This window comes from Sphingobium sp. OAS761, assembly GCF_024168485.1.
In the GTDB taxonomy this organism is placed as follows: Bacteria; Pseudomonadota; Alphaproteobacteria; order Sphingomonadales; family Sphingomonadaceae; genus Sphingobium.
In genome coordinates, this window is record NZ_JALJVY010000008.1 from 68,620 (window position 1) to 92,309 (window position 23,690).

The window sequence follows — 23,690 nt, forward strand, 5'->3', positions numbered from 1 at the left end:
ATGGGGACGACCACATATGCCGATGCGCCGCGGCGCGATCTGCTGTGCGCGATCCATGACGTAGGGCCGCGCTCGCGCGATGCGGTCGATCGGCTCCGCTTCCTGATGGCCCGCCACGTCGATCCGGCGAAGATCGCGCTGCTCGTGGTACCGGATCATTGGGGTGAGGCACCGATCCGTCCCGGCACCGCCTTTGCCGCCTGGCTGCGGGATCGCGCGGGCGAAGGCGCGGAAATATTCCTGCACGGCTGGTATCATCGCGATGACAGCCGTCATGAGGCCGGTCTCGCGCGGTTCAAGGCGCGGCACATGACGGCGGGCGAGGGCGAGTTTCTCGGGTTGGATCGCGCGGAATGCGTACGACGGATGAAGGCCGGTCGGGCGCTGCTGGAGGATGTCACCGGCGTGCCCGTGGCCGGCTTCATCGCGCCTGCCTGGCTGTACGGGCCGGGCGCCATGGCCGCGCTCCACGATGAAGGCTTCGCGCTGGCAGAGGATCATATGAAGATATGGCGCCCGCAAACGGGCGAGTCGATCCGGGCCGGTCCCGTCCTTACCTGGGCAAGCCGCAGCCATTGGCGCGCAGCCTCATCGCTGCTCGCCGCCCGCCTGCTTCCGCGGGTTCTGGCGCGTGCACCGGTCGTGCGTCTGGCGACGCATCCGGGCGACATCACCCGCACCGTGCTGACCGCCAGCATCGACCGCGCGCTGGGGCGGCTGGCCCAGCATCGGCGGACGATCCGCTACGCCGACCTGTGATACTCCTTCCATGCGTGTCCTGACGTTCCTGCACAGCTTCGGTCCTGGCGGCGTGGAGCGCGTCGCTTTGCGGCTGATCGCGCGCTGGCGCGAACAGGGGATCGACGCGCCGCTGCTCATGGGACGCGCCGCCGGACCGCTGGCCGCCGATTTGCCCGAAGGCTTCGTCTATGACGTCCCGCATCAGCCGCCATGGGGCACGGCCTGGTGGGAAACATTGTGGATGGTCATGCGACTTCCGCGCGAGATCCGCCGGACGCGGCCCGACCTCCTCTTCTGCGCGGGCAACACCTATGTGGTGGTCGCGGTGGCGATGAAGCTGCTGCTGGGGCGCGCCTGTCCACCGGTGGTGGCGAAGATCAGCAACGACCTTCGCCGGGCCGATCTGCCCTGGCCGGCGCGGGTCGCCTATCATCTCTGGCTGCGGGTGCAGGCGCCTTTTCTGGATCATGTCGTCGTGATGACCCGCGCGGCGGCCGACGATGTCGCGGCATTCATGGGACGCGGTGGGATGGACATAAGGGTGGTAGCCAACCCGGTGCTGCCCGATGCGCTGATCGACATGATCGGAAAGACCGGTTCGACAGCGCGAAGGGATGGCGGCGGCCGGCATTTCCTCTTTGTCGGGCGGATGGAGCGGCAGAAGAATCTGCCCTTGCTGCTGCGCGCCTTCGCCGCCGGTTCGGCGCCTGCCGACCGGCTGACACTGGTCGGCGACGGTCGCCACCGGGCCGGTGCGGAACGGCTCGCCGCTCGCCTCGGCATTGCCGACCGGATCGCCTTTTCAGGCCATGTCACCGATCCGATCGCGCATATGGCGCGGCACGACGCGCTGTTGCTGTCGTCCGATTATGAAGGCCTGCCCGGCGTCGTGATCGAGGCGATCGCCAGCGGCCTTCCCGTCATCGCGACCGATTGCACCGGCTGCATGGCGGAATTGCTGGGCCACGGGCGCTTCGGGATGCTGGTGCCGCGCCGGAACGTCGCGGCGATGGCTGCCGCCATTGCCGGCCATCGGCGCCGCGCTGCCGATGCGGATGCGATCCGCGAACATGTCAGCGCCCATAGTTTCGCGCGCGCCGCGGCCGATTATGCGCGCCTGTTCCGGCGCGTTGCGGACGGACGGAGACCGGCCGCCGCCGCCGGACCCTCGGCCCGGTCGGCGACGCGGTGTTCCTGATCAGCGGACGGCGGTGATCGCATTGGCGGCCGACAGCACGGCCTTGACCGAAGCCGTCGCCACGTCGCTGTCCATGCCGATCCCGAAGACGATCCGGCCATCGGGCGTGCGGCATTCGACATAGGCGGCGGCATTGACGTCCGTGCCCGCGCCGATGGCATGCTCGCTATAGTCGGCGATTTCCAGATCGATGCCGAGCTCGCCACGAATCGCCGCCAGCACCGACGAGATGAGGCCGTTGCCGCGCCCGGAAATGGATCGCTCGCCGCCCTTGTGCGCGATCTTGCCGGTGAAGATCCGGTCGCCTGCGCTGCCGCCTTCATGATAATCGATCAGGCTGTAGGCCTGGTCGCCCGCCAGACAGTAATGATCCTCGAACGCCGTCCAGATGTCGGCGGCATTGAGTTCGCGGCTCGTGCTGTCGGCCAGCGCCTGCACCACCTTCGAGAAATCCGCCTGCATCCGCTTGGGCAGTTTCAGCCCCTTGTCCTGTTGCAGGACCCACGCGACGCCGCCCTTGCCGGACTGCGAATTGACCCGGATGACCGCCTCGTAATCGCGGCCGAGATCCTTGGGGTCGATGGGCAGATAAGGCACGTCCCAGATCAGGTCGTTGCGCGCATCCTGTGCGGCAAACCCCTTCTTGATTGCGTCCTGATGACTGCCGGAAAAGGCCGTGAACACCAGTTCGCCCGCATAGGGATGGCGCGGGTGCACGGGCAGCTGGTTGCAATATTCGACCGTCTGGATGACGTCGTCGATGTCCGAAAAATCGAGGGCGGGGTTGATACCCTGGGTGTACATGTTGAGCGCGACGGTCACGATGTCGCAATTGCCGGTCCGCTCGCCGTTGCCGAACAGGCAGCCCTCTACCCGGTCCGCGCCCGCCATCAGGCCCAATTCGGCCGCCGCCACCCCGGTGCCCCGGTCATTATGCGGGTGCAGCGAAATGACCACGCTGTCGCGCTTGCTGATGTGGCGGCACATCCATTCGATCTGGTCGGCATAGATGTTCGGCGTCGCCGCCTCGACCGTCGCGGGCAGGTTGAGGATCAGCGGCCTTTCGGGCGTCGGCTGCAATATGTCCATCACCGCCTCGCAGCATTCGAGGCTGAAATCCAGTTCCGCCGTGGAGAAGGTTTCCGGGCTATATTCGAAATGCCATTCGGTATCGGGCATGGCGGCGGCATGATCGCGCAACAGCTTGGCGGCGTTGATCGCGATTTCCTTGATCTCCGGGCGTGCCATGCCGAACACGATGCGACGCCATGCCGGCGACACCGCGTTATAGACATGGACGATCGCCTGCTTGGCGCCACGCAGGCTTTCGAAGGTGGTGGCGATCAGGTCGGCCCGCGCTTGCGTGAGGACCTGCGGCATCACATCGTCGGGGATGCGGCCGGACTGGACCAGGCCGCTGATGAAGTCGAACTCGGTCGCGCCTGCCGACGGGAACCCGACCTCGATCTCCTTGACGCCGACTTTCACCAGCAGGTCGAAGAAGCGGCTCTTTTTTTCGGCGTTCATAGGATCGACCAGCGCCTGGTTGCCGTCACGCAGGTCGGTGGACAGCCAGCGTGGCGGTGCTGTGATGACACGGCTGGGCCATTGGCGGTCCTTCAGGTCGACCTGAGGGAAAGGGCGGTATTTCTGAGAGGGATCGGTCAGCATCATGGGATCAAACTGCTTCCTGCGACGGGGCGCGTCCACGCTCCCGGTAGAATGACTTGACTGTGATGAATGCCCTTAGGCGAACAAGACGCTGCCCTTAGCCGGAAGGCAGCCCAAAAGCCACGCCTAAGGGCGTGTAAGTCGTAGCAGGAGAAGAAACGCGCGGCTCTGCATGATGCCGCTTCCATAGACGCAGGCCCAGGCGCGCGTAAAGCCATTTCTGGCTTTCATCTGCCCTGACGGAGCAGGTGGCTCAGGAAAGACCGCCGTCGTCATGGCGGATCGGGTGTCCCGGACGAACCCGCTCCCGGTCGCGTCAACGACCGGGACTGGACATGAGCGGGCGCCGCATCCGCCGGCACGAACGCCGCCATGCCCGCAAGCCGGGACGTGCGCGCCGGGGTAGCGGATCGCCTATTGCTTCTGGAACCCGGCGATGATCTTGAGTTCGATCACGTCGCCAACCATGGGCACGCCATAGCTCATGTTGAAGTCGCTCCGCTTGATAGATCCCGTCGCGACGAAACCGACATTCTCCTTGCCGCCCATCATGGCGGGCGTGGTGCCGGCACCATAAAGCTCGGCGTCGAGCGTCACCGGCTTTGTCACACCCTTGATGGTCAGATTTCCGCTGATTTCGGCGCCGGTCGGCCCGTCGGGCTTGACGCTGGTCGATTCGAAGGTCGCGGTCGGAAACTTCTCCGCGTCGAAGAAATCGGCCTTCATCAGATGCTCGTCCAGCTTGGCAACGCCGGTGCGCAGGTTGGCGATCTTGAATTCGACCGACACCTTCGACGCTGCCGGATTGGCCTTGTCGAGGACCAGCGTGCCGGTCGGTTCGGCGATGGTGCCCATATTGTTGGTGAAACCCATATGATCCCAGGCGAACACGACCTGGGTATGGCCGCCGTCAATGCCGTAGGTGCCGCCTGTCACCTTGGCCGCGTCCTTCGTGCCGGGGGGAGACGGCATCTGGGCGACAAGGGCGGAGCCGCCGGCCAAAGCGGCGAGGGCGGCGGCGGAAATCAGGAATGTGCGCATGACTCTAGACTCTCCCGGAAACGGTCAAGGGGCGCCGCTACAATAGCGACGCCCCCGCCAAGCGCCAGAGCCGTGGCAAGAAACGGATCGTTCCCGATCCGTCACTTCACGGCGAAATATCCCGTGCGATCAGTTCTTGGCCTTGTCGACCAGCTTGTTCGCGCCGATCCACGGCATCATCGCGCGCAGCTCCGCGCCGGTCTTTTCGATCGGGTGCAGTCCCTGCAACTTCCGCTTCGCCTTCATTTCGGGATAGCCCGCCTTGATGTCGGTCATGAACCGCTGGACGAACTTGCCTTCCTGAATGTCCTTCAGGACGCGTTTCATTTCGGCTTTGGTTTCGTCCGTGATGACGCGCGGGCCGGTGTGATAGTCGCCATATTCGGCGGTGTTGGAAATCGAATAGCGCATGTTGGCGATACCGCCTTCATACATCAGGTCGACGATCAGCTTGGTTTCGTGGAGGCACTCGAAATAGGCCATTTCGGGTGCATAGCCCGCTTCCACCAGCGTCTCGAAGCCTGCCATGATCAGGTGGGAAATGCCGCCGCACAGCACGGCCTGCTCGCCGAACAGGTCGGTTTCGCACTCTTCCTTGAAATTGGTTTCGATGATGCCGCTGCGTCCTCCGCCCACCGCGCTGGCGTAGGACAACGCCACGTCGTGCGCGTTGCCGGTCGCATCCTGGTAGACGGCGATCAGGCAGGGGACGCCGCCGCCGCGCTGATATTCGCTGCGCACGGTGTGGCCCGGACCCTTGGGCGCGATCATGATCACGTCGACGTCGGCGCGCGGCTCGATCAGGCCGAAATGGACGTTGAGGCCATGGGCGAAGGCCAGCGCGGCGCCGGGCTTCATGTTGGCGTGGATGTCGGCGGCATAGATGTCCGCCTGGTTCTCGTCGGGAGCCAGGATCATCAGCACGTCGGCCCATGCGGCGGCATCGGCGTTGGACATGACCGTGAAGCCGGCACCCTCGGCCTTTTTCGCGCTGCCCGAACCCGGGCGCAGGGCGATCGCGACTTCTGCGACACCGCTGTCGCGCAGATTCTGCGCATGGGCATGGCCCTGACTACCATAGCCCAGAATGGCGACCTTCCTGCCCTTGATCAGGCCGATGTCCGCGTCGTGATCGTAATAAACCTTCATGACTGTCTTTTCCCTTTTCCTATCCCGCCGGTAGTCCGTCCGGACGACCGGGCAATGCTGTCAAACGGCTTCTTTTCCGCGCATCAGCCCGACGACGCCGGTGCGGCCGACCTCGATCAGGCCGATCTGGCGCATCAGGCCGACGAAATTGTCGATCTTCTCGGTCGTGCCGGTGATTTCGAAAATGAAGCTTTCGATGGTGGTATCGACGACCTTGGCCCGGAACACATCGGCCAGACGCAATGCCTCGATCCGGTCCTCGCCCACGCCCGCGACCTTCACCAGCGCCAGCTCGCGTTCCACGAACGGTCCGGCCTCGGTCAGATCGGTCACCTTGTGCACCGGCACCAGCCGTTCGAGCTGGGCGATGATCTGGTCCACCACCTTGGGCGGGCCGCTGGTCACGATGGTGATGCGGCTGATCGCATGATCGGCGGTGATGTCGGCCACCGTCAGGCTGTCGATATTATAGCCGCGCGCGGTGAACAGCCCGGCGATGCGCGCCAATATGCCCGCCTCGTTCGAAACGGTCAGCGACAGGACGTGCCGCTGGCTCAATTCTTCCTGGATATGCATTATTTGCTCGTCCCGTTTTCGTCCGGTGCCTTGTCGTGGCGCTCCGAGATCATTGCGCCGAAGGCATAGTGCCAGCCGCCGTCCTGCCGATGGGCCACGCGGACCGGGAAACCGGCAACCGCGTCAAACATGCGGGTCATATGTTCGCCGACATAACGGGGGCTGACCAGCAAGGTGCCGATATGCCGCTCGTTATACTCGAAGCCGTGATCCAGATGCACTTCCCAGTCCTCATTGTCCGGATCGGCATGGTCGACCGTCCATCCCGTCAGTTCCGCGGACCCCGCGGATCGCTCGAAATCCCACGGCTCGCTCACATGGATGCGCAGTTTGAGATGCCCTGTCACTGGCCGCCAGTCCCTTACACCAGCGCCTTGGCTTCGTCCGACATGACGCCCGCGATCTGCTTGGGGTCCAGCAGCATGTCGGTATGCGACGCGCCGGACGGGATCATCGGGAAGCAATTGGACAGCTTGGCGACGCGGCAATCGACGATCACCGGGCCGGGCGTGTCGATCATCTCTCGCAGGCCCGCTTCCAGTTCATCCGGCCGTTCGATGCGGATGCCAGCCCAGCCATAGGCTTCGCCCAGCTTCACGAAGTCGGGAAGGCTGTCGGAATAGCTGTTGGAATAGCGGCTTTCATAGGTCAGTTCCTGCCATTGGCGGACCATGCCCATATATTCATTGTTCAGGATCAGGATCTTGACGGGCAGGCGATATTGCGTCGCCGTGCCCATTTCCTGGATGTTCATCTGGATCGACGCGTCACCCGCGATACAGACGGTCAGGCTGTCGGGATTGCCCATCTGCGCGCCGATGGCCGCGGGGAAGCCGTAACCCATGGTGCCAAGACCGCCGGAGGTCAGCCATTTGTTCGGCGCCTCGAATCCGAAATGCTGGGCCGCCCACATCTGGTGCTGGCCGACCTCGGTCGTGATGATCACGTCCTTGCCGGAGGCGGCGCACGCCTTGTAGAGGTCGGCGATCGCGCGCTGCGGCATAATGTCCTTGCCGTCCTCGGCATAGTCCAGGCTCCTCACGGCGCGCCAGCCCTCGATCCGCGCCCACCATTCGCCCAGCGCGCTCGCCCGGTGGCCGCGCTGCTTCCACAGCGCGATCATGTCATCCAGCGCGCTGGCGACATCGGCGACGATGGGCAGGTCGACGTCGACTGTCTTGTTGATGCTGCTGCGGTCGATGTCGATATGGATCTTGCGGGCATTGGGCGCAAAGGCGTCGAGCCGGCCGGTGACCCGGTCGTCGAAGCGCGCACCGATGCACAGGATCAGATCCGCCTGGTTCATCGCCCAGTTGGCTTCGTAGGTGCCGTGCATCCCCAGCATCCCCAGCCACTGGTCGGACGATGCGGGGAAGGCGCCCAGGCCCATCAGCGTCGACGTCACCGGCGCGCCGGTCAGCGCCGCCAGTTCACGCAGCAGCGCCGATCCCCGCGGCCCGGAATTGATCACGCCGCCGCCGGTATAGAGGATCGGCCGCTCCGCCGCCGCCAGCATCTCGACCGCGCTGTCGATCGCCGCCGCGTCCGCCTTGGTCTGCGGACGATAGCTCGGATGAACCTTCAGTTCCGGCTTGCGATAGGGCGCCGTTGCGATCTGGACGTTCTTGGGGATGTCGACGACGACCGGGCCGGGGCGGCCGGTCGTGGCGATATGGAACGCCTCGTGCACGACCTCGGCCAGCTTGCCGGGCGTCTTCACCAGATAATTATGCTTGGAGCAATGGCGCGTGATGCCGACCGTGTCGGCTTCCTGAAAGGCGTCCGTGCCGATCAATTGCGTGGGAACCTGCCCGGTGATGACGACCATCGGGATGGAATCCATCAGCGCGTCGGTGATGCCGGTGACCGCGTTGGTTGCGCCCGGGCCGGATGTGACGAGCACGACGCCGGGCCTGCCGGTCGATCGGGCATAGCCCTCCGCCATGTGGGTCGCACCCTGTTCGTGGCGGACGAGCACATGCTTGATCGTGGGGTGATTGTAGAGCGCGTCATAGATCGGCAGCACCGCGCCGCCCGGATAACCGAACACGACTTCGACGCCCAGATCGACCAGGCATTCGACCAATATGTCGGCGCCGCTCTTTTCGGCCACGATGTTCCTCCTTGTGTGCAAGCGACGCCCTTTGCGCCACCTCACCCGATATGGCAAGGTGGACGCCACTAATGGACATAAAATGGCTCGTCAACCGTCAATACAGTAATTTTATTACGAGTTCGTTGGCCAATTTATCATCTATTTGTCGAAATTCCCTCGGCCAATGGCCCGGCGGTTGACGGGAGAACCAGGTATATTGCCGCTTGGCATAGCGACGCGTGGCGATCCGGCCGCGTTCCCGGCTCTGTTCCAGCGTCATATCGCCGGCCAGAAACGCCGCGATCTCCGGCACGCCGATCGCCCGCATTGCCGGCAGCGCCGGGTCGAGCCCGCGGGCGAGCAGCGCCTCCACTTCCGCCAGCGCGCCGCCTTCCAGCATTCCGTCGAAACGCCGGTCGCACCGTGCGATCAGCCAGTCGCGCGGCGGCAACAAGAGGATCGGCGACAGGTCGATCCGGTCGCCGATCCCGCCCTGCCGGTGCCGTTGCCAATCGCTCAGCGTGCGGCCGGTAGACCGGATGACTTCCAGCGCGCGCGCCACACGCGTCGTGTCGGCCGGGGCGAGCCGGGTTGCCGCCTCGGGATCTTCGCGGCCCAGCGCGTCGTGCGCCTGCGTCACCGGCATGGCGCGCACCTCGGCACGGATGTCGGGATCGATGTCCGGCACGGGGGCGATGCCGTCCAGCAGGGTGCGCAGGTACAGGCCCGTTCCGCCGACCAGCACCGGCAGCCGCCCGGCCGCGTGGGCCGCGTCTATTTCCGCGCGCGCATCGGCGGCCCAGCGCACCGCCGTGCAGGCCTGTGCGCCGTCGATATGGCCGAACAGCCGGTGCGGCACGCCGGCCATCTCGTCTGCGGTGGGCCGGGCGGACAGGATGGAAATGTCCGCATAGACCTGGCTCGCATCGGCATTGATGACCGTACCGCCTGCCGCCTGGGCGACGCGGACGGCAAGGGCGCTCTTGCCGCTCGCGGTCGGCCCGGCAATAAGCGCGACGGGCGCGCGGGATTCGCCGCCGGCGGTTTGTGGTTCTGGAGTAAGCATGTTCGTCGCGACCTTAGTGGCTAGTGGCTCGATGGGGCAGGGGGATATTGCCGAAGCGGCCGATCGTCTGCGAGATGCCGGCTGCGGTCCCAGCGACGCATCCTGGCTCGACCTTAACAAGGCGTCGGATCTTTTCTTTTCCGCCGACCCGGTTGCTGCCCGCGCGGCGCTGAACGGTCTGGGGCAGGGGATCGACATCATCGTGCAGGCGACGCGAACCCGCCTGAAGAAGCTGCTGATCGCCGACATGGATTCGACCATGATCACCGTGGAGTGCATCGACGAACTGGCCGACTATGCCGGCATCAAGCCGCAGATCGCCGAGATTACGGAACGGGCCATGCGCGGCGAACTCGACTTTGCCGGCGCCCTGCACGAACGCGTCGCCTTGTTGCGGGGGCTGGAGGACAGCGCCATCGACCGCTGCCGGGTCGAACGCGTGACGATCATGCCGGGCGCGAAGGCGCTGGTCCGCACGATGAAGGCGCGCGGCGCGCGTGCATTGCTGGTGTCGGGCGGCTTCACCCGTTTCACGGGGCCGGTGGCGCAGGAGATCGGCTTCGACGATGCGGTGGCCAATGTGCTGGACATTGCCGACGGTGCGCTTCTCGGCACCGTGGCCACGCCGATCGTCGATGCCGCGCGCAAACGGGCAGAGCTGGAAGCGGCGATCGCTGGCGGGATCGACCGTGCCCTTACCCTGGCGGTGGGGGACGGCGCCAACGATATTCCGATGATCGAGGGGGCGGGGCTGGGCGTCGCCTATCATGCCAAGCCCAGGACCCGCGCGGCGGCAGCGGCCGACATCGTCCATGGCGACCTGTCCGTGCTTCTCTACGCCCAGGGTATAGCGGCTTCGGACTGGGCCGCCTAACGGTTCGGCGCCGCCAGGCCACGGCTGGCCGTCATTGCGATCAGGTAATGGATTGAATCGGCACCTTGGGCGTTTGGATCGAACCGCACGCGTCGCGGTGAGAGGTCTAACGGCGCATGGCGATTGTCCGCCCACCGCGTCCAGGGAGAAGGTATGAAATTCAGAAATCTGGCTATCGCCGCTGGCGGTCTGCTTGCGCTGAGCGCATGCGCGAAGAACGAAGCTCCGGTAACGAGCGCCCCCCCGGTCGGTCCCGGCGCCATCGCCGGCACGGTCGCTGCGGATCGCGACGGCGACGGCTATGTCGACGGCTATTACACGGCCGACGGGATCTATCATGCCGTCCAGGGTCCGCCCTGCCCGCCGCCGCCGCCGCCTCCGGCCCCACGCGCGGGAGAACGCGGCTGATCCTCCGTCCTGTCGAGGCGCGGCATCCCAGCCGCGCCTCCCTGTTTCGTCCGCTGCTGGCTCCCATGCTGCTGCTGGGTACTGCCGTTCCCCATCTGGCGTTCGCACAAGGCGGCGATATGTCGGCCGCGCAATCCAGTGTCGGTACGGAAATCCGCGCGCAGGTGGGCGGCAAATATCGCGACTTCTACGCGCGGCGCGGCTACTGGCCGATCTGGGTGGAGAAGGACCGCATCGGGCCGCAGGCGGATGCGCTTTTGGCGGTGATCGCCGACAGTGCCGCTGACGCTCTCGACCCTGACGATTATGATCCGCGCGACCTGACACGACTGGTGGAGGAGTCGGACGCGAGCGGATCGCCCAAAACGCTGGCGCGCGCCGAACTGGCGCTGTCACGGGCGCTGGCCGATCTGGTCGCCGACATGCGCCGGCCTTTCCGGGCGGTCCGGATGCGCTACCTCGACAAGGAGGTGGAGCCGTCGCAGCCCGATCCGACCGAGATATTGCGTGCAGCCGCATTGGCACCCTCGCTCGCCGACTATGTCCGCACGATGGGCTGGATGAGCCCGCTCTACCTGCAACTGCGACAGGCGAGCACGCGCTATGACGACATATGGGCGGACCTGCCGGCCATTCGTGTGGCCGAAGGCGTCCGGATGCGACCGGGCGGCCGGAGTGCCGAAATCGCGGCTCTTCGCCATCGCCTCGGCCTTCCGGACGGCGATGCCTATGACAGGGCGTTGGCGGGTAAGGTCAGGGATTTCCAGGCCGATCATGGCCTCAAGCCCGATGGCGTCGCGGGCACGATGACCATCGCCGCGCTCAATATGGGCCCCGGCCATTACCGGCGCGTCCTGTCGCTCAATCTGGAGCGCGCGCGCCTGCTTCCCGGTCCCTGGACCCGGCATGTGGTGGTCGACGCGGCGTCGGCGCGGCTATGGTACTACAGCAAGGGCGGGCTGGACGGCACGATGAAGGTCGTCGCCGGCACGCAGGCTACGCAGACCCCGTTCATGGCAGGCATGATCCGTTACGCCACGCTCAATCCCTATTGGAACATCCCGCCCGATCTGGTGCGGAACAAGGTCGCGCCGAAACTTCTGAACGGCGGCTCGCTCAAGGCCATGAATTACGAGGCTCTGGCGGACTGGAGCGCCAATCCCGCGCCGCTGGCGCAAAGCGCCGTCGACTGGAATGCCGTGGCGGCGGGCCGGCAGGAGGTGCGCGTGCGCCAGCTTCCGGGCGGCGGCAATGCCATGGGGAAGGTGAAGTTCATGTTTCCCAACGACCTTGGCATCTACCTGCACGACACGCCGCAACGCAATCTCTTCGCCCGGGACGACCGTCATTTCAGCAATGGCTGCGTTCGGCTGGAGGATGCGCAGCGGCTGGGGCGCTGGTTCTTCGGCGACGCGCCCAAGGCCGACGGGGACGCGCCCGAACAACATGTCCCGCTTCCCCGGCCGGTGCCGGTCTATCTCACCTATTTGACCGCCGTGCCGACGGCGCAGGGCGTGCAATTCCTGCCTGATGTCTATGATCGCGACGGCGATTAGAGCACCCGCGCCAGCATCCATAACGCCATGGCGATCATCATCACATTTTCGGTGAGCGACACGAAGCCCAGCGGCACGTTGCTGCCCCCGCCAACGCACGCGCATTTGAGTTCGCGGCGGTCGATATAGACCGCCTTGAACACCGATGCCGCGCCGATTCCGCCGATGAACAGCGCCACGGGAATCGACAACCAGTCGAACAGGTGCATCAGCATCAGCAGACCCGCGCCCAGTTCCAGCACCGGATAGGCATAGCCATAGGGCACGAACCGACGCGCCAGCAGGTCATAATTCAGGAACATCGTGCTGAACTGCTCGACATCCTGCAATTTCAGCATGGCCAGCAGCATCATGGCGATGGCGATGAACCGCTCGGGCAACAGCAGAGAGAGGACCGGCGCCCCTGTGAGCGAGTTGACCGCGCCCGCCAGCAGTGCGGCGACCGCGAACACGGCGATCACCGGCGTATAGCTGGTGCCATCGGGATCGCGCACGGCCAGACCGAAATGCCGCCGCAAATCGTCATAGCCGCCTATCCTTTTGCCATCGATGAAGGTCTGGGGCGTCGTCCTGACGTCATGCCCCGCCTTGAACATGTCCGTCGCCGCGCGCGTCGTCAGCCAGCGATCGTCCACGCGATAGCCGCGCCGGCGCAACAGCCAGCGGGACTTGATGCCATAGGGGCAGATGTGGCTCGGCATCACCATGCGGTACAGGGTGGCGCTTCTGGCGGCGGGGTCGGTCATCGGGCATCCTCGGACATGGTTCCTTAAGCGGATGCCACCCATATAGGGTCCGTACCATGGTACGGAGTCAAGGGATGCGCATGACGATTTCCGGTCTGGCCCGGTCGGCGGGCGTGCACGTCGAAACGGTGCGCTATTATCAGCGGCGCGGCCTGCTCGTCGCGCCGGACAAGGTCGGCGGAATCCGCCGCTACGGCGACGAAGCCGTGCGTCGGTTGCGGTTCATCCGGGCGGCGCAGGCGGCCGGTTTCACGCTGGATCAGATCGGCGAGCTGTTGCACCTTGACGCCGGGCAGGATCGTGCCCGCGCGCGTGAACTGGCGGCGCAGCGGATCATGGCGCTCGACGCGACGATCGCGGAACTGAGCGCCGCGCGCGGCGCGCTCGAACGGTTGGCCCGGCAGTGCGATGCCCGCGACGAGGGGCCGTGCCCGATCATCGCTGCGTTCGAGGGAGAGGAGGAGAGCACGGAAGATGACTTCCCGCACCGCACCGGCTAGACTGGCGGCGCGCCATACCGGAAAGGCTTGCGATGCCGCACTTTCTTGCCGTCTATACGATGAAGGCCGAGGATCTTTCCCGCTTCCGGGCCATGCCCAAGGCCGAGCAGGACGCGGTTGATGCCCTCGGCCTTCCGCAATGGAACGCCTGGGAAGAGGCCAATACCGCCTTGATCCCCGATCGGGGCGGCATGGTCGGCAAGACGATGCGCGTTACCCGCAACGGCATCGGTCCGTCCTCGAACGACTTTTGCGGCTATGCCGTGATAGAGGCCGACACTATCGAGGACGCAGCGCGCCTGTTCGAAGGGCACCCGCATTTCACGGTTTTTCCCGGCGACGGCGTGGACATCATGCCCTTTCTCGCCGGTCCCGCTTCGTGCGAAGTCAATCGCTGACGCCTATTCCATCCCGGCGACCAGTCCGTCGATGGCACCTTGCAGGATATAACTCGCCGCCAGCTTGTCGACCAGTTCGTCGCGGCGCGCGCGGCTGGCATCCGCCTCCAGCAGGGTCCGGGTGACCGCCTGTGTCGACCAGCGTTCGTCCCACAGCAGGATGGGAAAGCCAAGGTCCGTCAAATTCTGCGCGAAGGCGCGGCTCGCCTGCGCGCGCGGCGACATGCTGCCGTCCAGGTTAAGCGGCAGGCCGATAACGATGCCCCTGACCTGCTGCTGTTCGATGAACGCGGCGAGTGCGATCTTGTCCTTGCCGAATTTTCCCCGGCGCACCGTATGGGCGGGGCTGGCGATCGACCATCCCGCGTCGCACAGGGCCAGGCCTATGGTCTTGCTGCCGACATCCATGCCAATCAGGCGCCCGCCTTGCGGCAGGGCCGCGCGGAAAGCCGGGCGTTCCATCGTCAGCAGGTTCATTGTTTCAGAAAGGCCGACAGGCGCTGCCGCGCATCTTCGCGGACATTTTCCCAGAAAAGGCTATAGTCGTAGACGTGGTAATTGTTGCCGGGCAGGGTGAAGGGCCCCATGTCGACAGGCTCCCCGATCATCAGGATGCCGCTCGTGTCGCAGCGGGCCGGGACGATGCCGGTCAGCAGGTGCGGCGGCCTGCCTTCCTCCCTGCTGTCGAGCGTGCCCTTGTTGGCGCTCGCGGGCGCCTTGCCGTTGAAGGCGCCGGTAATGGGGTTGGTGCACAGCATGTGCGTGCCCTTGCGCGGCTCGCCGGTGAAGCCGTTCTTGCTTTCGAACGACTGGAGTACTGCCGAAGGATCGGCCGGCTCGGCGTAGCTCTGCCAGCTGACGATGCAATGCGCCTGGTCGCGCCGGGCGCAGGCGGGCAGGCCCAGCGCTGGCAGGTCGGCTTCCACCGATACCGGCGAACCGACGGCATAGACCGCGGCGATCCGGTCGGCAACCGGCTTGCCCGCGACATGATCGCGCACCAGTTGCAGCAGGTGGCGCGACCCCTGGCTGTGCCCGGCCAGGATCAGCGGTCCGTCCGGATTGGCCTTCAGGAACGCCGCGAAGGCCTGTTCCACATCGCCATAGGCGGCATTCAACGCCTGTTCCCCGGCGGGCTTGGATGTCAGGAACGCACCATAATTGGCCTGCCGGTAGCGCGGCGCCCATACATTGCCGGTCGCGTTGAAGGCGCTGGCCTGCCCCATTACGAAACGGCGGGCGGTGCCATCGACGTCCCTGTCGCCCAGCCGGGCATTCCAGTGGGCGTCGCCCAGGGTCGTGATGTAGCTGGTGGGGTGAATGAAGAATATCGCGGCGGGCGTCGCCGGCGCCGGCAGGGGCGTCGCGCCCTGCGGAACCCACAGCGCCGGGTTGTCCTTCACCTTGTCCGGCCGGGCGATCCACATGGCCGGGTCGTCATAAGCATTGGCGGGCAGGGGCGCGATCTGCGTGAAATCCTCGCGCGGCACCATCACCATTCGGATCAGTTGCATGCCCCATATCGCGTAGATGGCGAGCGCGGCTATCACCAGCACCACCAGCGCAGCGATGATATACAGAAATTTGCGCGCCACCCTTGCTCTCCGATCGTCGGGCGCACTGCGCCCCCGTCACGCCACTGTCTGGCGCATGGGCACGATGCGCGCAAGGGGCGCGAAAGCTGCTTGAAGCAGGCGTGAGCGGATGGTAGCGGCGGCCCATGTCGATAGACCTTCAAACCGTGAAAAAGATCGCCAGCCTTTCGCGCATTTCGGTGACCGACGCCGAAGCCGAAGCGATGGTGCCCGAACTCAACAACATCCTTGGCTGGGTGGAGCAACTGGGCGAGGTGGACGTGACCGGCGTGCAGCCGATGACGGCCGTCATCCCCAACCATCAACGCCTGCGCGATGACGTCGTTACGGACGGCAATGTCCGCGACAAGGTGCTGGCCAATGCGCCGCAGGCCGAACATGGCTTCTTCGCGGTGCCCAAGGTGATCGAATAATGACCGAACTGACTGATCTTACCGTGGCTGAAATCCGCGACGGTTTCCGCGCGGGCGATTTTTCGGCGCGCGAAGTGGCGGAAGGCTTCAACGCCAATGTCGCCGCTGCAAAGGCGCTCAATGCCTTCATCGTCGAAACTCCGGAAAAGGCGCTGGAAGCGGCCGATGCCGCCGACCGGGCGAAGGCCGCCGGTGAGGCGCTGGGCGCTCTGGCCGGTGTGCCGATCGGCATGAAGGACCTGTTCTGTACCCAGGGCGTGCAGACCACGGCAGCTTCGCACATGCTGGAAGGCTTCGTGCCGACCTATGAATCGACCGTGTCGGGCAAGCTCTGGGCCGCAGGCGCGGGCATGCTGGGCAAGCTCAACCTCGACCAGTTCGCCATGGGCTCGTCCAACGAGACCAGCTATTATGGCAATGTGATTTCGCCCTGGCGGCGCAATGACGGCGGTAACGCGGCGCTGGCTCCGGGTGGCTCTTCGGGCGGTTCCTCCTCGGCCATTTCCGCACGGCTCTGCCCGGCGGCGACCGGCACCGACACCGGCGGCTCGATCCGACAGCCCGCCGCCTTCACCGGCATTTCGGGGATCAAGCCGACCTATGGTCGCTGCTCGCGCTGGGGCATTGTGGCGTTCGCGTCCTCACTGGATCAGGCCGGGCCGATGGCACGCACGGTGCGCGACAATGCGATCCTGCTGGAGGTGATGTCGGGCTTCGATCCCAAGGATTCGACCAGCCTCGACCTGCCCGTTCCGCAGTGGGAAGCCAATTTGTCGAGCGACCTCAAGGGCAAGACCGTCGGCATCCCGAAGGAATATCGCCCCGATGGGCTGAACGCCGAAATCTCCGCCATGTGGGATCGCGGCATCGAATGGCTGAAGGACGCAGGCGCGAATGTGGTGGAGGTGTCGCTGCCGCATACCAAATATGCGCTGCCGACCTACTATATCATCGCACCTGCCGAAGCGTCGTCCAATCTCGCCCGCTATGACGGCGTGCGCTATGGTCAGCGTGACCTGCCCGACGGGGCAGGCTTGCAGGACATGTATGCCGCGACCCGCGCCGCCGGTTTCGGACCGGAGGTGAAGCGCCGCATCATGATCGGCACCTATGTGCTGTCGGCGGGCTTCTACGACGCCTACTACACGCAGGCGCAGAAGGTCCGGGCGCTGATCGCCCGCGATTTCGAACTGGCTTTCGAGAAATGTGACCTGCTGCTGACGCCGACCGCGCCCAGCGCCTCCTTCGCGTTGGGCGAAAAACAGGCCGATCCGCTGGCCATGTATCTGAACGACGTCTTCACCGTGCCGGCGTCGCTGGCCGGACTGCCTGCGATGGCGGTGCCGGGCGGGCTGGATGCGGCGGGGCTGCCGATCGGCCTCCAGATCATCGGCAAGGCGCTGGACGAGCAGACGGTGCTGAATGCCTCGCTCGCAATCGAAGAACGCGCTGGCTTCAGCGCACGCCCGGACAAGTGGTGGTAAAATGACTGAATCAACCTATCGCATCCAGGGCGCAACCGGCGAGTGGGAGGTCGTGATCGGCCTGGAGGTCCACGCGCAGGTGACGTCGAACGCAAAGCTGTTTTCCGGCGCCGCGACCGCTTTCGGCGCGGAACCCAATACGCAGGTGTCACTGGTCGACGCGGCCATGCCCGGCATGCTGCCCGTGCCGAACCGCGAATGCATCCGTCAGGCGGTGCGCACCGGCATGGCGATCGATGCGCAGATCAACAAATGGTCGCGCTTCGACCGGAAAAACTACTTCTACGCGGACCTTCCGCAGGGCTATCAGATCAGCCAGCTCTATCATCCCATCGTGGGCGAGGGGCAGATCGCGATCACGCTCGACGAGAAGAATCCCGAAACCAGCACCAAGGTCATCGGCGTCGAACGCATCCATGTCGAGCAGGATGCGGGCAAGCTGATGCACGATCAGCATCCGACCAGCTCCTATGTCGACCTCAACCGGTCGGGCGTGGCGCTGATGGAAATCGTGTCGAAGCCGGACATGCGTTCTCCTGCCGAAGCAGGGGCTTATCTCTCGAAGCTGCGGACCATTCTGCGCTATGTCGGCTCGTGCGACGGCAATATGGACCAGGGGTCGATGCGCGCCGACGTCAACGTGTCGGTCCGCAAGCCCGGTGAGCCGTTCGGCACTCGAACCGAAACGAAGAATGTCAACTCGGTCCGCTTCGTCATGGCGGTGGTCGAGCATGAGGCGAGCCGTCAGGTGGATGTGCTGGAAGCCGGTGGCAAGGTGGTGCAGGAAACGCGCCTGTACGATCCGGATCGTAACGAAACGCGGTCCATGCGGTCGAAGGAAGATGCGCACGACTATCGTTACTTCCCCGATCCCGACCTGTTGCCGCTGGAACTGGACGACGCTTTCCTGGAGGACTGCCGCCAGTCATTGCCCGAACTGCCCGATGCCAAGCGGGCACGCTATGAGGGCGACCTCGGCCTGTCCGCCTATAATGCCGCAACCCTGACCGCCGACGCCGACACCGCGCGCTGGTTCGAAGCGCTGCTGGCGGAGGCTGCGCGCATTCAGAAGAAGGGTGAAAGCGATGTTGCAAAGGCATCCGCCAACTGGCTGCTGTCGGAACTCTACGGCGCGCTGAACCGTCTTGGAAAATCGCTTGAAGAGAGCCCAGTAAGCGCTGGAGAAGGCGCCGAATTGCTCGCGCTTGTCGCCGACGGCACGATCAGCGGGACGATTGCCAAGCAGGTGTTCGAGATCATGCTGGAAACGGGCGACAAGCCTGGCAGGATCGTCGAGGAAAAGGGCTTGAAGCAGACGTCGGACACCGGCGCCATCGAAGCGGCGGTGGCCAAGGTGCTGGCCGACAATGCCGACAAGGTCGAACAGTATCGCGGCGGCAAGGAAGCCTTGTTCGGCTTCTTTGTCGGTCAGACGATGAAGGCGATGCAGGGCAAGGCCAATCCGCAGGTCGTCAACGAACTGGTGAAGAAGGCGCTCGGCTGACAGATTTTTCGCACGCCGCCTGTCCCGGTACCGGGGTGCGAAAATCCCGCTTGTTTTCCCCTCCGGAATTGAACACACACGCAACAGGCCGCGGCCGGGTCACGGGGGTGGACTCGCCGGTCTGGGGGGGATGCGCGGTTGCGGTTCGTTGCTATTCTGGGCGCGCTGGCCGCGTCCATGCCCTTCGCGGCGCATGCTGGCCCGCTTCAGGACACTCCGGACCCCGTTGTCGTGGCGTTCGCCGGCACGACCATCCCGGCCGGAACGGCCGTGGATTTTCAGTTCGTCGACCATGTGAATTCGAAGACATCGCATAACGGCGATCATTTTCGTATCCGCACGACGAAGCCGATCCTGGTCGATGGTGTGGAAGCCGTGCCGGTTGGTGCCGAGGGCGAAGGGGAAGTCATCCACGCCGCGCGTGCGCGGGCCGCGGGAAAGGCCGGTGAACTGATCCTGGCCGCACGCTTCATAGAATATCGCGGGCAGCGCATTGCGTTGCGCAGCTTCCGGTTCGGGGTATCGGGCGACAGCAAGACCGATGAAGCGATTGCGCTCGGGCTCATCGTCGCCGGGCCGCTCGCCTTCCTCGTCGTCGGCGGCGAAGTCGATGTGCAACCCATGACCGATGGCCACGCCAAGGTTGCGGCCGACACGATTGTCACGCCGGCCGATCGCCAAGGTCATTAATCAGCCACTGCATAGGAAAGGGAAATGAGTATATGAAGAGATTGTGGGTCGCCGTGCTGGCATGTGCCGCATTTCCGGCGACGCTTCTGGCGCAGGACACGGTGCCCGCGCCGAGCGCGGATACGGTCGTGGAGCAGGCGCCGCCAGCCGACAGCGCGTTGACCGAGGTTCCTGCGACCGTCCAGCCCGTGGTCGACGACATCATGCCGCCACCCGAAGGCAAGGGGCAGATCATCTTCTTCCGCAAGGGGGGCTTTGTCGGGTCCGCCATTTCCTGTGCAGTCCATGAAAATGGCGCGAAGGTCAGCAGCCTGCCGCCGGGCCGTTATTTCGTGCATGTCGCCGAGCCGGGTATCCACGAATATTCGGTGAAGAGCGAGGCGACCGATACGTTGCGCATGGAGATTGAGCCGGGCGAAACCTATTATGCGAAATGCGCGATTGCGATGGGGATCATGGCGGGACGCCCGAACCTTTCGCCGGCCGACAAGCAGACCTATTTCGGCATGAGCAAGAAGCTCAAGCTGGTCGAGAACAAGCCGGAATAGGCGATCTGGTTCGTGTATGGGGAAGGGGCGCCGCCGGGGGGACCGGCGACGCCCCTCTTTCATGTCCGGCGCCCTTGGGGAGGGTTTTGTGCCGGATCGGAAGGGACGGACCGGAGGGTCTTTGGGGGGTGGCCCGTCCTTTCATCGTCAAGACGTCACAGCACGAAATTAACCGTCGCCCGGAACGAGATGGCGACATGATTTTGCTGTTCCTCCGCGCCGAACTCGCCGCCGATCCGGAAGGTGTCGGTACCGCCGTACAGCCGTGCCCGGCCGGTCCAGCCATTCGTGCGGTCCTCGGCCCCCAGCGTGAACGGGTCGCCATCCTTGAAATAGGCGACCGTGTCGCCCAGCGATCCGCCGACGATCTGGCGCCGGCCGCCTTCCAGTTCCAGCCGAACCCAGCCATCTTCCCGATTGAGGCTGCCAAAGTCGTAGCCAGCCGTCACCGTGCCGTTGGCGGTCAGTTCGTCACTGGTCCGGCCGAGCACCGTCAGGTTGAAGGCATCGCCGCCACCCGCCTCGCTATAGCCGTCCTCCTTCAACCGGTAATAGTCGATGCCGACCGCCGGGCGCAGGCTCATCCGGCCCCATTGAAGCTGGTAGGCCGCACCCGCCGTCGCGGAATAGAGCTTGCCGTTCCATTCCCCGCCGGCGGTGCGGGCCACGTCGCCATAGTCGAAATGGCGCGTTCCGGCGAAGTCGATGCTGGCCGCCGACAGCCGGGCGAACGCCAGCAGCGGTCCCCATTGCCCACGCCAGTGTGCGGCCAGTTCATACTGGTCGGAATCCACCGCATTGTTCGACCCGCCACCTGAATCGCTGCCGTGGATATAGGCGAACGACCCGCCGAACGCGCCCAGCCCGGTCAGATATTCGACACCCCCGCCCGCGCCCCAGCCGTTGATGTCGTACGATGCCGTGCTGCCGACATTCTTGGCGCTGCCAAAGGCGACCTGTTGCAGCCAGAAGCCAAGCCGTCCGTCCTTGGCCCTGTATATGCCGTTCGGGTCGGACAGGATGCGCGCGGTCGCGCGGGATCCGGACGTCACCGCCTCGAACGTGCCGCCGGCATGATCGGGCAGCATCTGCCGCAGGGTGGCGTTCAGGGTCGTGCCGTCGACGATGCCCAGATAGGCGTTGGCCACCGAAGGGTCTTTGTCGAGCGCGTTGAAGACGGCATCATAGGCGCGCGCGACCGATCCGCTGAGGCCCAGTTCGGACACGGTCTTGGCCGCGATCGACAGGGTGACGGTTCCCGCCGACGTGTCGCTGACGATGCTGCTCTTGAACATATAGGGCAGCAGCGTATCGCTATCGGGCGCGGGTGTTCCGCTCAGGGCACCTGCCTGCACGATGACATAGTCGCCTGCCGAACCGGATATCTGCGCCAGATGCACGCGCACCTGCGATCCGCTGGCGAAACTGGCGGCACCCGCGACATCGTAGAGCGTGTGCGTGCCGTCGCCCGCGTCGATCGTCACGCCGATGGTCGAATTCGCGCTCGCCGCCAGCGATGCCAGTCCGATGGTGCCGGTGTTGGTGGCGTCCAGCGTGCCGCCGTTCAGCACCACCGCGATGCCGCCGCTGTTGCGGATCGCCCCGTTGAGGACCGATGCGCCGCTCAGGCTCAGCGAGCCGGTCCCGCCGCCGAAATCGACGTCCCCGGTCACGCTGGCGCTGTCGCTCAGGCTGAGCGTCGCACTGCCGCTGCCATAGGTCAGGTCGCCGATCAGTCCCGATTCACCCGAGAACGCAACGCTGCCATTGCCCGCGCCCAGGTCAATGTCGCCTGTGATGCTGCCGGCCGACACGGCGACGGCGTCGTTCCCGGATCCCAGCCTGATGTCGCCGATGATCGACGGCGCATCGGCATCCTCGTCGGCCAGCGCCTGCGTCAGGGTGATGCCGCTGCTGTTGGCGCTCAGGTCGATAGCGGTGTTGGTGGCCCCCCCCGACGCATTGATGGCGCCGCTGTTGGTCAGCGTCGACACCGTGCCCGATGAATCGAGGATGGCGATCGCCGTCCCGCTTTCGTCATCCAGCGCGACAGCGCTGACCGCGCCGCCGATGTCGATCCGGTCGACGGCTGCACCGGCATCGATGACGATGGCCCGCGCCGCCGTTCCCGCTTCCGACGATCCCGTCGCGCCGACCGTGCCGCCGACGGAAATGATGCCGACCGTCGCACCCGACCCGAGCCGCAGCGCGGTTGCGTTGCTGTCATAGGATACCGCCCCGACCGTGCCGTCGATTGACAGGCCCTTGGCTATGTCGACATTGCCGCCCAGGCCGCCGATGACCAGGGCGTTGGCGTCGACTCCGTCATATATGCCATAGGCACGGATGCCGCCGTTGACGATCAGGCCATAGCCCGAATCGTCGGCGGCCACTGCGCCGATGGTGGTATCGGCGTCCGCCGCGCCGATCCGGACCGCTGCCGCCGATCCGTAGGTCACGACCGATGCCGTGCCTTCGGTGCTGTCGGTCAGACCGTCGCCATCGACGTCGTCATCGTCGTCGTCCAGCGTGGGAGGAACGTCGAAGATCACGCCGCCCGTCACGTTGCCGGCGATCACCACCGCGGACCCGCCCTGCAACAGGTCGTCGGCATCCAGGTCGTCCGTGTCGGTCGGCCGGGTCGTGGTCCGGTAGCCCGTGCTGACGATCGCCCCCTGAATCTTCAACGCGCCGTCGATATCGCCCAGCAGCGCCGCGCCGACGCTGTTCTTCCCCACCACGGTCGTCGAACCCCGCAACGTCACGTCGCCGGTTACGTCGTTGGCCAGCACGCCATGGCTGTTATCGCCGATGACGGAGATGGTCCCGCTGGTGGACAGGTCGCCCGTCAGAGTGCCGTCCAGGCGGATGCCCGCCGATTCATTGCCTTCGATGGTGATCGTGCCGCTATGGAAGATGTCGCCGACATGACCCGTGCCGGACTGGACCCAGATGCCCTTCCGGTTGCTGCCCTGCGCAAAGGGGCCGTCGACATCATTGTCGTCATCCTCGTCCTTCGCGGTGTAATTCTCGGTCAGGCTGATGGTGCCGCTGTTGCTGATGTCGCCGTTGGTGCCCGGCGCGACCAGGATTCCGGTCGCATCGTCGGCATCGTTGATGGTGATCGTGCCGGCGTTGGCCACGTCATTGTCGCTGTCCGCGGTGACGGCGGTGCCGCTCGTCAGTGTGATCGATCCGCCCGATGCGATCTTGATGTCGTCCGCCGCGCCGCTGGCGGCGGTGGACGTGCGGATCGGGCTGGTGGTCGCGGTGCTGATGGTCGTTTCCGCCGCGGCGTCGGCCAGCGAAAGTGCCGCCAGAACCGGCGCGATGGCCGTGCAGGCGAGTAGGTGTCGCATGATGTCTCCTCTGCGTATCGCGCTGGTTATTCTGTGCGCGCGTGGGCATGGGACGGTGCCGATGGCCGCGACCCGTCG

23 protein-coding genes are annotated in these 23,690 nt (G+C 65.3%); 12 read left to right on the forward strand and 11 right to left on the reverse strand.

What is annotated here, in order from left to right:
- A complete protein-coding gene (locus J3E64_RS12065) occupies positions 1-759 on the forward strand; it encodes a DUF2334 domain-containing protein (RefSeq protein ID WP_253343171.1) in 759 nt (252 codons plus the stop codon).
- 10 nt (positions 760-769) lie between these two features.
- Positions 770-1,939, forward strand: a complete 1,170-nt coding sequence (locus J3E64_RS12070; RefSeq protein WP_253343173.1) for a glycosyltransferase — start codon at positions 770-772, stop codon at positions 1,937-1,939.
- Here the strand turns inward: J3E64_RS12070 and leuA are convergent, their stop codons facing one another.
- The 7 genes from leuA to miaA form a co-directional block, all read right to left on the reverse strand.
- The gene (gene leuA, locus J3E64_RS12075) at positions 1,940-3,613 is read right to left on the reverse strand and encodes a 2-isopropylmalate synthase (protein WP_253343175.1); all 1,674 of its coding nucleotides are present in this window, start codon (positions 3,611-3,613) and stop codon (positions 1,940-1,942) included.
- A gap of 411 nt (positions 3,614-4,024) precedes the next feature.
- A complete protein-coding gene (locus J3E64_RS12080; protein ID WP_253343177.1) occupies positions 4,025-4,651 on the reverse strand; it encodes a YceI family protein in 627 nt (208 codons plus the stop codon).
- A 129-nt stretch (positions 4,652-4,780) separates the two neighbouring features.
- Positions 4,781-5,800 carry a ketol-acid reductoisomerase gene (gene ilvC, locus J3E64_RS12085; RefSeq protein WP_253343179.1) on the reverse strand — a complete coding sequence of 340 codons (1,020 nt, stop codon included), beginning with the start codon at positions 5,798-5,800 and terminating at the stop codon, positions 4,781-4,783.
- Between the two features lie 60 nt (positions 5,801-5,860).
- Complete coding sequence (gene ilvN / locus J3E64_RS12090; RefSeq protein ID WP_253343181.1) at positions 5,861-6,376, reverse strand: acetolactate synthase small subunit; 516 nt, start codon at positions 6,374-6,376, stop codon at positions 5,861-5,863.
- Positions 6,376-6,723: a hypothetical protein gene (locus J3E64_RS12095; protein ID WP_253343184.1), complete on the reverse strand. Its 348-nt coding sequence runs from the start codon at positions 6,721-6,723 to the stop codon at positions 6,376-6,378. Before J3E64_RS12095 ends, ilvN begins: the two co-directional genes overlap by 1 nt.
- A gap of 14 nt (positions 6,724-6,737) precedes the next feature.
- Positions 6,738-8,489 carry a biosynthetic-type acetolactate synthase large subunit gene (ilvB, locus tag J3E64_RS12100; protein ID WP_253343186.1) on the reverse strand — a complete coding sequence of 584 codons (1,752 nt, stop codon included), beginning with the start codon at positions 8,487-8,489 and terminating at the stop codon, positions 6,738-6,740.
- A gap of 97 nt (positions 8,490-8,586) precedes the next feature.
- Positions 8,587-9,537, reverse strand: a complete 951-nt coding sequence (miaA, locus tag J3E64_RS12105; protein WP_253343189.1) for a tRNA (adenosine(37)-N6)-dimethylallyltransferase MiaA — start codon at positions 9,535-9,537, stop codon at positions 8,587-8,589.
- Between miaA and serB the strand changes: the two genes are divergently transcribed.
- The 3 genes from serB to J3E64_RS12120 all read left to right on the forward strand — a co-directional run bounded on the left by serB (position 9,536) and on the right by J3E64_RS12120 (position 12,375).
- The gene (serB, locus tag J3E64_RS12110) at positions 9,536-10,411 is read left to right on the forward strand and encodes a phosphoserine phosphatase SerB (RefSeq protein WP_253343191.1); all 876 of its coding nucleotides are present in this window, start codon (positions 9,536-9,538) and stop codon (positions 10,409-10,411) included. The genes miaA and serB overlap by 2 nt on opposite strands.
- Before the next feature lie 153 nt (positions 10,412-10,564).
- Positions 10,565-10,819: a hypothetical protein gene (locus J3E64_RS12115; protein WP_253343193.1), complete on the forward strand. Its 255-nt coding sequence runs from the start codon at positions 10,565-10,567 to the stop codon at positions 10,817-10,819.
- 65 nt (positions 10,820-10,884) lie between these two features.
- Positions 10,885-12,375, forward strand: a complete 1,491-nt coding sequence (locus tag J3E64_RS12120) for a murein L,D-transpeptidase (protein ID WP_253343195.1) — start codon at positions 10,885-10,887, stop codon at positions 12,373-12,375.
- On the opposite strand, the gene J3E64_RS12125 is transcribed toward J3E64_RS12120, so the two are convergent.
- Positions 12,372-13,121: a glutaredoxin gene (locus J3E64_RS12125; RefSeq protein ID WP_253343197.1), complete on the reverse strand. Its 750-nt coding sequence runs from the start codon at positions 13,119-13,121 to the stop codon at positions 12,372-12,374. The genes J3E64_RS12120 and J3E64_RS12125 overlap by 4 nt on opposite strands.
- A gap of 74 nt (positions 13,122-13,195) precedes the next feature.
- Here J3E64_RS12125 and J3E64_RS12130 point away from each other — a divergent pair, with 74 nt between their 5' ends.
- Positions 13,196-13,621, forward strand: coding sequence for a MerR family transcriptional regulator (locus J3E64_RS12130; RefSeq protein ID WP_253343199.1), 426 nt, complete (start codon positions 13,196-13,198; stop codon positions 13,619-13,621).
- A gap of 32 nt (positions 13,622-13,653) precedes the next feature.
- Positions 13,654-14,019: a hypothetical protein gene (locus J3E64_RS12135; RefSeq protein WP_253343201.1), complete on the forward strand. Its 366-nt coding sequence runs from the start codon at positions 13,654-13,656 to the stop codon at positions 14,017-14,019.
- A 3-nt stretch (positions 14,020-14,022) separates the two neighbouring features.
- Here the strand turns inward: J3E64_RS12135 and ruvX are convergent, their stop codons facing one another.
- Positions 14,023-14,496, reverse strand: coding sequence for a Holliday junction resolvase RuvX (gene ruvX / locus J3E64_RS12140; protein ID WP_253343203.1), 474 nt, complete (start codon positions 14,494-14,496; stop codon positions 14,023-14,025).
- Positions 14,493-15,614 carry a DUF3089 domain-containing protein gene (locus J3E64_RS12145; protein ID WP_253343205.1) on the reverse strand — a complete coding sequence of 374 codons (1,122 nt, stop codon included), beginning with the start codon at positions 15,612-15,614 and terminating at the stop codon, positions 14,493-14,495. The genes ruvX and J3E64_RS12145 overlap by 4 nt, the downstream gene beginning before the upstream one ends.
- A gap of 125 nt (positions 15,615-15,739) precedes the next feature.
- On the opposite strand from J3E64_RS12145, the gene gatC reads away from it, so the two are divergent.
- From gatC to J3E64_RS12170, 5 genes are all read left to right on the forward strand, one after another.
- Positions 15,740-16,027 carry an Asp-tRNA(Asn)/Glu-tRNA(Gln) amidotransferase subunit GatC gene (gene gatC / locus J3E64_RS12150; RefSeq protein WP_004211845.1) on the forward strand — a complete coding sequence of 96 codons (288 nt, stop codon included), beginning with the start codon at positions 15,740-15,742 and terminating at the stop codon, positions 16,025-16,027.
- Positions 16,027-17,511 (forward strand): Asp-tRNA(Asn)/Glu-tRNA(Gln) amidotransferase subunit GatA, encoded by a 1,485-nt coding sequence (gene gatA, locus J3E64_RS12155; protein ID WP_253343207.1) that lies wholly within the window; start codon positions 16,027-16,029, stop codon positions 17,509-17,511. Before gatC ends, gatA begins: the two co-directional genes overlap by 1 nt.
- A gap of 1 nt (position 17,512) precedes the next feature.
- The gene (gene gatB / locus J3E64_RS12160; protein ID WP_253343209.1) at positions 17,513-19,015 is read left to right on the forward strand and encodes an Asp-tRNA(Asn)/Glu-tRNA(Gln) amidotransferase subunit GatB; all 1,503 of its coding nucleotides are present in this window, start codon (positions 17,513-17,515) and stop codon (positions 19,013-19,015) included.
- A 138-nt stretch (positions 19,016-19,153) separates the two neighbouring features.
- Entirely contained in the window at positions 19,154-19,705 is a 552-nt protein-coding gene (locus J3E64_RS12165; protein WP_253343211.1) for a hypothetical protein, read from the forward strand.
- A 32-nt stretch (positions 19,706-19,737) separates the two neighbouring features.
- Entirely contained in the window at positions 19,738-20,253 is a 516-nt protein-coding gene (locus tag J3E64_RS12170; protein ID WP_253343213.1) for a DUF2846 domain-containing protein, read from the forward strand.
- Positions 20,254-20,408: 155 nt separating this feature from the next.
- On the opposite strand, the gene J3E64_RS12175 is transcribed toward J3E64_RS12170, so the two are convergent.
- On the reverse strand, positions 20,409-23,612 hold the full coding sequence (locus J3E64_RS12175; RefSeq protein ID WP_253343215.1) for an autotransporter domain-containing protein: 3,204 nt from the start codon (positions 23,610-23,612) through the stop codon (positions 20,409-20,411).
- Between the last annotated feature and the right edge of the window lie 78 nt (positions 23,613-23,690).

Bases quoted from the DNA above. Each gene is read 5' to 3' on its own strand.
- serB (WP_253343191.1), top strand. From the start codon at position 9,536: ATGTTCGTCGCGACCTTAGTGGCTAGTGGCTCGATGGGGCAGGGGGAT.
- miaA (WP_253343189.1), bottom strand. From the start codon at position 9,537: ATGCTTACTCCAGAACCACAAACCGCCGGCGGCGAATCCCGCGCGCCC.
- J3E64_RS12120 (WP_253343195.1), top strand. From the start codon at position 10,885: ATGCTGCTGCTGGGTACTGCCGTTCCCCATCTGGCGTTCGCACAAGGC.
- J3E64_RS12175 (WP_253343215.1), bottom strand. From the start codon at position 23,612: ATGCGACACCTACTCGCCTGCACGGCCATCGCGCCGGTTCTGGCGGCA.
- gatA (WP_253343207.1), top strand. From the start codon at position 16,027: ATGACCGAACTGACTGATCTTACCGTGGCTGAAATCCGCGACGGTTTC.
- leuA (WP_253343175.1), bottom strand. From the start codon at position 3,613: ATGATGCTGACCGATCCCTCTCAGAAATACCGCCCTTTCCCTCAGGTC.
- J3E64_RS12130 (WP_253343199.1), top strand. From the start codon at position 13,196: ATGCGCATGACGATTTCCGGTCTGGCCCGGTCGGCGGGCGTGCACGTC.
- ruvX (WP_253343203.1), bottom strand. From the start codon at position 14,496: ATGAACCTGCTGACGATGGAACGCCCGGCTTTCCGCGCGGCCCTGCCG.
- J3E64_RS12125 (WP_253343197.1), bottom strand. From the start codon at position 13,121: ATGACCGACCCCGCCGCCAGAAGCGCCACCCTGTACCGCATGGTGATG.
- J3E64_RS12070 (WP_253343173.1), top strand. From the start codon at position 770: ATGCGTGTCCTGACGTTCCTGCACAGCTTCGGTCCTGGCGGCGTGGAG.
- gatB (WP_253343209.1), top strand. From the start codon at position 17,513: ATGACTGAATCAACCTATCGCATCCAGGGCGCAACCGGCGAGTGGGAG.
- gatC (WP_004211845.1), top strand. From the start codon at position 15,740: ATGTCGATAGACCTTCAAACCGTGAAAAAGATCGCCAGCCTTTCGCGC.
- J3E64_RS12115 (WP_253343193.1), top strand. From the start codon at position 10,565: ATGAAATTCAGAAATCTGGCTATCGCCGCTGGCGGTCTGCTTGCGCTG.
- J3E64_RS12170 (WP_253343213.1), top strand. From the start codon at position 19,738: ATGAAGAGATTGTGGGTCGCCGTGCTGGCATGTGCCGCATTTCCGGCG.
- J3E64_RS12135 (WP_253343201.1), top strand. From the start codon at position 13,654: ATGCCGCACTTTCTTGCCGTCTATACGATGAAGGCCGAGGATCTTTCC.
- ilvN (WP_253343181.1), bottom strand. From the start codon at position 6,376: ATGCATATCCAGGAAGAATTGAGCCAGCGGCACGTCCTGTCGCTGACC.
- J3E64_RS12065 (WP_253343171.1), top strand. From the start codon at position 1: ATGGGGACGACCACATATGCCGATGCGCCGCGGCGCGATCTGCTGTGC.
- ilvC (WP_253343179.1), bottom strand. From the start codon at position 5,800: ATGAAGGTTTATTACGATCACGACGCGGACATCGGCCTGATCAAGGGC.
- J3E64_RS12080 (WP_253343177.1), bottom strand. From the start codon at position 4,651: ATGCGCACATTCCTGATTTCCGCCGCCGCCCTCGCCGCTTTGGCCGGC.